Below are 6,866 nucleotides of genomic sequence, written 5' to 3'. Positions count from 1 at the left end.
TCGTGAAGCTCGACCGTATCAGGCAGAGCCGTGCCGACGTTGAGTTCCACACCGGGAAGCTTCACCGAAGCGAGAGGCTGTTTCTTCACATATTCACGGATAACCGTGTCTTGCTCGGGCTGGATGATGATGTCTTCTGCAGCAGCGGCCCCGATGCCTGCGAGAAGCAGAAGCGCCGCTGCGGTGCCGGTAAGATAGATTTTCATGATTTTCTCCCTTGTTAGGTCAGCACGGACCGACCCTCGTCGTCGGCCTGGCCAATCCAACTTTGTCGTATTGCAAATGTTCCCAGGCACAGACTTCGGTCGGGCTGACGCAGGACCAAGGTCTGACTGCAAGGCGCAATGGTCTTGCGGATTATGCTGCCCGGAACAGCCACTCCTTGCGCTCGTTGTTTGATGAGATTGCAGGAGGAACCTATGGATAGAAGTGTTGGCCAAGCGCGTTGGCTGCTCGCGCCGATTTTTGCGGTGGCCGTCACGTTCCTGATGATTGGAATATCCCTTGGCTGACGATCCCAACATCTGCTTGGCCCATTGCTGCACTGAGACGATTCTACTGCAGCAGAAAATGGCGATCGATACCCTCTGTTCTGACTGGTTAGCGTGGGTGAACTAATGTTTCGCGACAAAGAAGTCCGGTTCCTGGAGGCAGGCTTACTCGCGGCAGTGCCAATTTGCGTCGCCCTCGCTGCCCTGATCGCCTTGTTGACCGTGGCAAGGACATGAACCGCATCCTTTTCGTGGCGGCCGATTTCCTATCGCGGCCACCGGGTTTCTACGTCTTGATGATAGCCATGGTGGCGTGCACCGCTCTGGTGCCCTTTGGCATGACAAATGCAGTTACCTATGCGCTTTCAGTAGCGGCTATCGTGATCACGGGGATCGTCCTCATTCAGGGCTACCGAGACACAGCCGCCATCCACGCCAAACTCGATGAGATCATCGTTTCACTGGATGAAACCAGAAACGATGTCGTCGGATTGGAGCACGCCGAGCCGGAGGAGATCCGGGAAAAGCTTATCGTGCTCGAAGAAGAAGCGGCAGATCGAGGACAGCGATAATGAGCCTTTCTGGCCCAGCAGACGGCGTGGCCATGTCCGTCGACCCGCTCACGGCATCTGATCAGAGGAAGCGCACACCGCGGAAGCGTGCCAAGCGTCTGGCTGAAGATGGGGGCGGGTATGTTGCGCCTGTTCCATCTGAAGAGAAGTCCTTCCGTGTCTTCTTCCTATCAAGGGAAACCGGCATCGACCCCGATCAAGCTCGCGAACTCGTCGATAGCATTGAAGGAGACGGTGCCGCGTTGGTGGACGCCGCACGCCGAATGAAAATCAGGCCCAATGACTGACGAATGCGACATGCCTGGTCTGATTTTCGCTTGCTGGCAGCGGGTGTCGGTGGATCAAAAAACCCGATCGCGCATTTAAGTTATGGCTAATAATGGCCTAAGGAGGAATCAATGAAAAAGACGCTTCTTATTTTGAGTCTACTTATCCCGCTTGCAGCATGTTCGCGCACCGAACAGGGCGCTGCCGTCGGCGGATTGGGCGGCGCAGCAGTAGGCGCCGCCGTGGCAGGCGACCCCGTCAAAGGCGCGGTTGTTGGCGGCGCAGTTGGCGCGATAGCCGGGGCGGTCATTGGGCACGCCAGCGAAGCCGGCCAGTGCAGATACCGCGATAGGTATGGAAGAATTTACGTGGCTCGGTGCCCGGACGGCTACTGATTTAGAAGGCGCGTGGTCCTCTACGATCACGCACCTTCTGATTTCGGTCCATGCCTTGGCTGCTCTCTTCCATCAGTTTTGGCTTCGCGATGGGACATTGAAGCGGATGCTGGCGTCAAATCGATGAAGCCAATAGCTCTTTGCGGCAGCCCGCGATCCACCTAAGCGTAACTTCGTACCGGCCCTCACACCTCAGTCGGATAGCTTGGTCGCGCTCGGACAGCGCCGCAACGATACCCAACATTAGATCGCCGCTCGCGGAACTTTTGTGAAGCTGAGCCCTTCCTCCATTTGAACCGTGGAGGAGACCAAAATGGCAAATCTGGGAAGATTGGCGATCGCGATGCTTGGCGTCCTGGCATACCAGAATCGCGACAAGATCGGCGACATGATCCGTGGGGCGGGAGATCGTAATCCAAGCGACCCGCAAGGCGGGATTCTGGATCAGATATCGAAAGGCGTGTCGGGGACAGCCCTCGGTGACATCCTCGACCGATTCAGAGGGGCAGGGGCAGGATCGAAGGTCGACTCTTGGGTTGGCACCGGGCCGAACCAGCCTATCCAGCCAAGCGACGTCGAGGCGGCCATAGACGAAGACACACTCACTTCGCTCTCGATGCAGACGGGTCTTTCACGCGAGGACCTCATCAGCAGGATCACGCGAGATTTGCCCGAAGCAGTCAACAAAATGACGCCAAATGGTAAATTGCCCCCTGAGCCGACGCGAGACTCGGGTGAGACGACCCTGCTTGATGACGTTCCCACGCGTAGGCCACAAGCTAAGAATTCAACCGGCCAGGACGATGTCTAGGGCCACAGCTCTAGACCGGGGCGATTTGATAAATCGCACACGCCCGGCCGCTGAGACGAGCCGGGAGGGCCATCGCGATTCTGAGGTTGCAAGAGCAATTGTCGAGTTGGATTTGTTGGCCGCGTTGCTTGATTCCCGATGGCGCATTCCAGGAACATCAATTCGTTTTGGGCTGGATGCCCTGGTGGGTCTGGTGCCCGTACTCGGAGATGTGGCGACGGGCCTAGTCTCGGCATATATCGTGGTGCGAGCCCGAAACTGCGGTGCTGGAAATGACTTGGTCGCTCGCATGTTAGGGAACGTGCTGCTTGATATGGTAGGGGGAAGCGTTCCTATTCTCGGTTCAATCTTCGATATCTATTTTAAAGCCAACAACCGCAACATCCGACTGCTTCGTCGTCACCTCCAGAGGTAGGCGGAAGCTGGCAGTTGGCCGGTGACGCGACCTGCCTGAGTGTAGCTCAGTATTCACCCCAGGGAACTTTATTGGCGTATGGCACGTTTTCTCGCCGAACCAATTTCGGTTCAAGTAAAGGGGAAAATATGGAAAATCCAGGTGTCGGTTGGATAGCTGCTATCGTCATCGGCGGTATCGCCGGCTGGCTCGCCGAGATGTTCATGAAAAGCAATATGGGCGTGCTCATGAACATCATTTTGGGGATCGTTGGCGCCATCGTTGCCAACGTCCTTCTCGGGCTGCTGGGCGTATCGTTGAGCGGCTGGCTTGGCTATCTTGTCGCCGGCTTCATCGGTGCATGCATTTTGATTGCCCTGGCTCGAATGATTAGACGCTGAATCAATAATCGAGCTTGCACGTTCTGACTCGTGATTGAGGCGCGTGGTCCTCGGGGTCACGCGTTCTTTCACAGCCCCTCTTGCGACGCTTAGCCCTCGGATTTTGAGAGGAGTGCGAAACTCCCTGTGGTCCCAACCGGAACATCGGAAGTGCTGGTGCATTGCTAGTGAACGGCAATTCGACTGGGACTCAACATGAGTCGCGCGTTGACAACTGCATGGGGCATGCTGCGAGAAAGTGTCGTTGGGTTTGTCAACGACAACGCTCTTAGCCACGGCGCGGCAATCGCTTTCTACGCCACGACATCATTGGCGCCAATTCTGCTTATCGTCGTGGCAATCGCGGGTCTCGCATTCGGCCATGAAGCCGCGCAATTGGCTTTGTCTGCCCAGATCACAGGCCTGATGGGTCCAGAAAGCGCAAGTCTCCTTCAAACCGCACTGGAGAGCGCATCCGGAAAATCATCCGGCACCTGGGCGGCGGTGATTGGCATCATCACCTTGCTTGTGACCGCTTCCGGTGTCTTTGGCGAAATGCAGCAGTCGTTGAACGCGATATGGAAGGTCGAAGCGCAGGGCAGTTCGTTGTCGCGCCTGGTGCGCGCACGTGCAGCAAGTATGGGACTGGTCGCGGCACTCGGCTTCATGTTGCTCGTTTCGCTCGTAGCGAGCGCGGCGATTTCGGCCCTAGGCAACGTCATCAACGCACAGTTGCCGTTCGGCACAATCGTCCTAGGCCTGATCAACGCGGTCGTTTCATTTGTCCTAATCGCAGCCATGTTCGCCGCTATCTTCAAGATCTTGCCTGACCGAAGCTTGGAATGGCGGGATGTCGGGATTGGCGCGATTGTGACCGCTGCCCTGTTCACGCTCGGGAAATCGCTTATCGGTTGGTATATCGGCTCCAGCGCGATCGCGTCCTCATATGGGGCTGCCGGTGGTCTGCTCGTCATCCTGCTGTGGGTTTACTACTCGGCGGAAATTTTTCTTTTTGGTGCGGAAATCACTCGCGCCTATTCCGTTCGACACGGCAGCAGGTCCAATCTGCACGCGGTGGTTCACAGTGCTTTGCCTGCAAGACAGGTCGTCGGATTGCGCGCAGAGCAAAAGTCTAACCCTGCTGGAGTTGTCGTGCTGTTTGCGGTCGCCTGCGCGAGCGCAACACTGACCACCTTGATGTTGGGTCTTCGCCGCTGACCACGCGGTAAGCCATCGCAATTCTATAAGCCATCGCGACTTCCGGCAGGATGTAGCGCGCCCGCGTGAAGGGCACGGAACCTTTCGCCTCGCCCGCTCTTTCACTCGAAGCCAATTCGGGCAAGGAGCATTGTAATGAAAACTCTAGCCGATATTTTCGAGCATACCCTCCAAGACATGTATTACGCGGAGAACGCGATTACCAAGGCCTTGCCCAAGGTGGCTGCGGCCGTGAAGGACGCCAAGTTAAAGAAAGCGGCCGAGGACCATCTCGAGGAGACGAAGGGACAGATCAAGAAACTCGAGCAGGTGTTCAAGTCGATAGGCAAGAAGGCGTCTGGCGAGAAGTGCGACGCGATAGAGGGCCTCATCAAGGAAGCTGACGGACTGATGGAGGAAGCGTCAGGAACTGCCCTCGATTCCGGCCTGCTGGCGGCCTGTCAGGCAGTCGAGCACTATGAGATATCCCGGTACGGCTCGCTGAGGGAATGGGCAAAGGATCTTGGGCATGATGAGGCGCACAAGTTGCTCAGCGAGATCCTCGACCAGGAAAAAGCCACCAACAACAAACTGACGAACCTTGCGGTTACGTCGATTAACAGGACAAATTGATCCCCGGCGTTGGTGCGAGCAGTTCCTGGCCTTCGGAGTGACAGTCGCCCCTAGGCTGTAAGGCGCACAGCAGGGCAGGAGGCGCCCCGGTGCATCCGACGAACTGCACAGCGAGCTCAGCTCTGTTGGATGCAGGAGGCGACCGCCACTTCGTCGGCGGCATGGCCGCGCGACGCGACTGCGAGCTTATGTAGGCATGAGGGTAGAGCACAGCGCAACGCGAAAGAGAGGGGATGGCGGGGTTTCCCCTTATGCCTTTCTCTGCCGGCGGCGCCACATTCTATTGTCGGTGACGAGACCATTATCATCTTCAGGGCGGGCGAGCGATGGAGTGCCTCCGACGGTGAAGACAATTCCGGCGTCCTCAAACGCCTGGCGCATGGCCGCGATGTTATGGGGACGCGGTTTCCTAACGCCGTTCTCAAAATCGCTGATCGTCATTTCGCTAAGATTGGCCTTTGCGGCAAGTCGAACTCGCGACCAGTTCAGGAGGGATCGTGCTGCTCTTAATTGATCTGCTGAGAGTAGGTTGCGGCTGTCCATAAGCATTCAAACATTTAATATGGCTAATATGTTCCCTTGACCTTTCTGCAGCAATCTGAGGCCTGTAAGCCGCGACTAGTGCCAGATCTGCCGCACCTTCGACGATGCGTGCAGCTTGCAGGACCACGAGCTTATCGAGCGGCCTGACAAAGGCTCGGGCGCCGAGGGCAAAGGGTGCAAAGGTCGATCTATTCCAAAACGCGGTGCATGTAAGGGTCGCTGTCGGATGGCTAAGAAACTCAAAGTCTATCAAACCTCCATCGGCTTCTTCGACCTTGCCGTCGACGCACCATCGATGAAGGCTGCCGCAGAAGCATGGGGATCGGACCCCGACATCTTCAAGCGCGGGTTCGCGAAACAGACGGAAGACCCCAAAGTGGTTGAAGCAGCGATAGCCACGCCAGGCGTGGTTTTGCGGCGGCCGGTCGGATCGCGCGAGAAATTCACTCAAAAGGCTGCGCTTCCGAGAGCACCCGACGTGGGTCAGCGAGCTGCGCACGATCGTGTGCAACGCCCGCACGTTGGCAAGAAAGCCGACACGAAATCTGCAGAGAAAGCGGAACTGAATGCGGCTGCGGCTCTCGAAAAAGAAAACAAACGTCAGGCCCCTCGATCGCGCAAAAGCAGAGGCCGAGCGCGAGCGTGAGAAAAGGCGACGCGAACGAGCGATTGCCAAGGCCAATGCCGTTTTCGAACGGGCTCGTAGCCGCCATGAGAGCGCCATGAACTCCATCAGGCAGCGACGAGAGGACCTGGACAAAGAGGAAGCTGACGAGGAGGAAAGATGGGAGCGCGAGCAGCAGGCGCACGACGCCTCGTTGAACGAAGCAAAAGCGTAGGCGGCAGGCAACGGCGTTGTCCGACCGACCGCAACAGTTCGCGTCGGCGCAATTGGCCGGCGAGGCAAATTTGCATTGTGCCCGCTGCATAACGGTGACCGGCCATCGCTTGCGTTCCGCCGCAGGAACCAAAGCGGTTGAGGGGGGTTGGTTTATCGAAGGGACCTCGAACCGTAAGGATTCGGAACGATGGTCGAAATCTATGACTTTGAAGCGGCGAAGGCCCGGCTGCGCGTGAAGCGTGCGGAGCGTTCGCTTGATCAAGCAAATCAGGCTTTGGACGACGATACCGGCGTTTGTCTCAGCCTTGCGATGCTCTGTAGTCGCATCGGATCCGACCAGCT

At 57.3% G+C, this 6,866-nt stretch carries 11 protein-coding genes; 9 read left to right on the top strand and 2 right to left on the bottom strand.

Translation table 11 applies throughout. The features are described 5' to 3' along the window. A partial coding sequence (locus tag AC04SH_RS34380; protein WP_488578043.1) for a DUF1236 domain-containing protein occupies nt 1-206 on the bottom strand: 206 nt, incomplete at its 3' end. Nucleotides 207-724: 518 nt separating this feature from the next. Between AC04SH_RS34380 and AC04SH_RS34375 the strand changes: the two genes are divergently transcribed. The 8 genes from AC04SH_RS34375 to AC04SH_RS34340 all read left to right on the top strand — a co-directional run bounded on the left by AC04SH_RS34375 (nt 725) and on the right by AC04SH_RS34340 (nt 5,140). Beyond that, entirely contained in the window at nt 725-1,063 is a 339-nt protein-coding gene (locus AC04SH_RS34375) for a low affinity iron permease family protein (protein ID WP_477232486.1), read from the top strand. Next, on the top strand, nt 1,063-1,350 hold the full coding sequence (locus AC04SH_RS34370) for a hypothetical protein (protein ID WP_488578042.1): 288 nt from the start codon (nt 1,063-1,065) through the stop codon (nt 1,348-1,350). Before AC04SH_RS34375 ends, AC04SH_RS34370 begins: the two co-directional genes overlap by 1 nt. A 111-nt stretch (nt 1,351-1,461) precedes the next feature. Beyond that, entirely contained in the window at nt 1,462-1,725 is a 264-nt protein-coding gene (locus AC04SH_RS34365) for a YMGG-like glycine zipper-containing protein (protein ID WP_477345411.1), read from the top strand. A 313-nt stretch (nt 1,726-2,038) separates the two neighbouring features. Continuing rightward, on the top strand, nt 2,039-2,536 hold the full coding sequence (locus tag AC04SH_RS34360) for a YidB family protein (protein ID WP_488578041.1): 498 nt from the start codon (nt 2,039-2,041) through the stop codon (nt 2,534-2,536). Continuing rightward, nucleotides 2,424-2,951 carry a DUF4112 domain-containing protein gene (locus AC04SH_RS34355; RefSeq protein WP_488578040.1) on the top strand — a complete coding sequence of 176 codons (528 nt, stop codon included), beginning with the start codon at nt 2,424-2,426 and terminating at the stop codon, nt 2,949-2,951. The genes AC04SH_RS34360 and AC04SH_RS34355 overlap by 113 nt, the downstream gene beginning before the upstream one ends. 128 nt (nt 2,952-3,079) lie before the next feature. Further along, nucleotides 3,080-3,331, top strand: a complete 252-nt coding sequence (locus tag AC04SH_RS34350) for a GlsB/YeaQ/YmgE family stress response membrane protein (RefSeq protein ID WP_488578025.1) — start codon at nt 3,080-3,082, stop codon at nt 3,329-3,331. Nucleotides 3,332-3,526: 195 nt separating this feature from the next. Then, nucleotides 3,527-4,528, top strand: coding sequence for a YihY/virulence factor BrkB family protein (locus tag AC04SH_RS34345; RefSeq protein ID WP_488578039.1), 1,002 nt, complete (start codon nt 3,527-3,529; stop codon nt 4,526-4,528). Between the two features lie 135 nt (nt 4,529-4,663). After that, on the top strand, nt 4,664-5,140 hold the full coding sequence (locus AC04SH_RS34340; protein WP_025583720.1) for a YciE/YciF ferroxidase family protein: 477 nt from the start codon (nt 4,664-4,666) through the stop codon (nt 5,138-5,140). A gap of 249 nt (nt 5,141-5,389) precedes the next feature. Here the strand turns inward: AC04SH_RS34340 and AC04SH_RS34335 are convergent, their stop codons facing one another. After that, nucleotides 5,390-5,683, bottom strand: a complete 294-nt coding sequence (locus AC04SH_RS34335) for a helix-turn-helix domain-containing protein (protein WP_112564559.1) — start codon at nt 5,681-5,683, stop codon at nt 5,390-5,392. 226 nt (nt 5,684-5,909) lie between these two features. Between AC04SH_RS34335 and AC04SH_RS34330 the strand changes: the two genes are divergently transcribed. Beyond that, a complete protein-coding gene (locus AC04SH_RS34330; RefSeq protein WP_488578038.1) occupies nt 5,910-6,329 on the top strand; it encodes a hypothetical protein in 420 nt (139 codons plus the stop codon). The last annotated feature ends 537 nt before the right edge of the window (nt 6,330-6,866 follow it).

This window comes from Mesorhizobium sp. CNPSo 4688 (assembly GCF_057784295.1).
The sequence above is the reverse complement of the archived record's forward strand: the minus strand, read 5'-3'. Positions and strand labels throughout refer to the sequence as shown.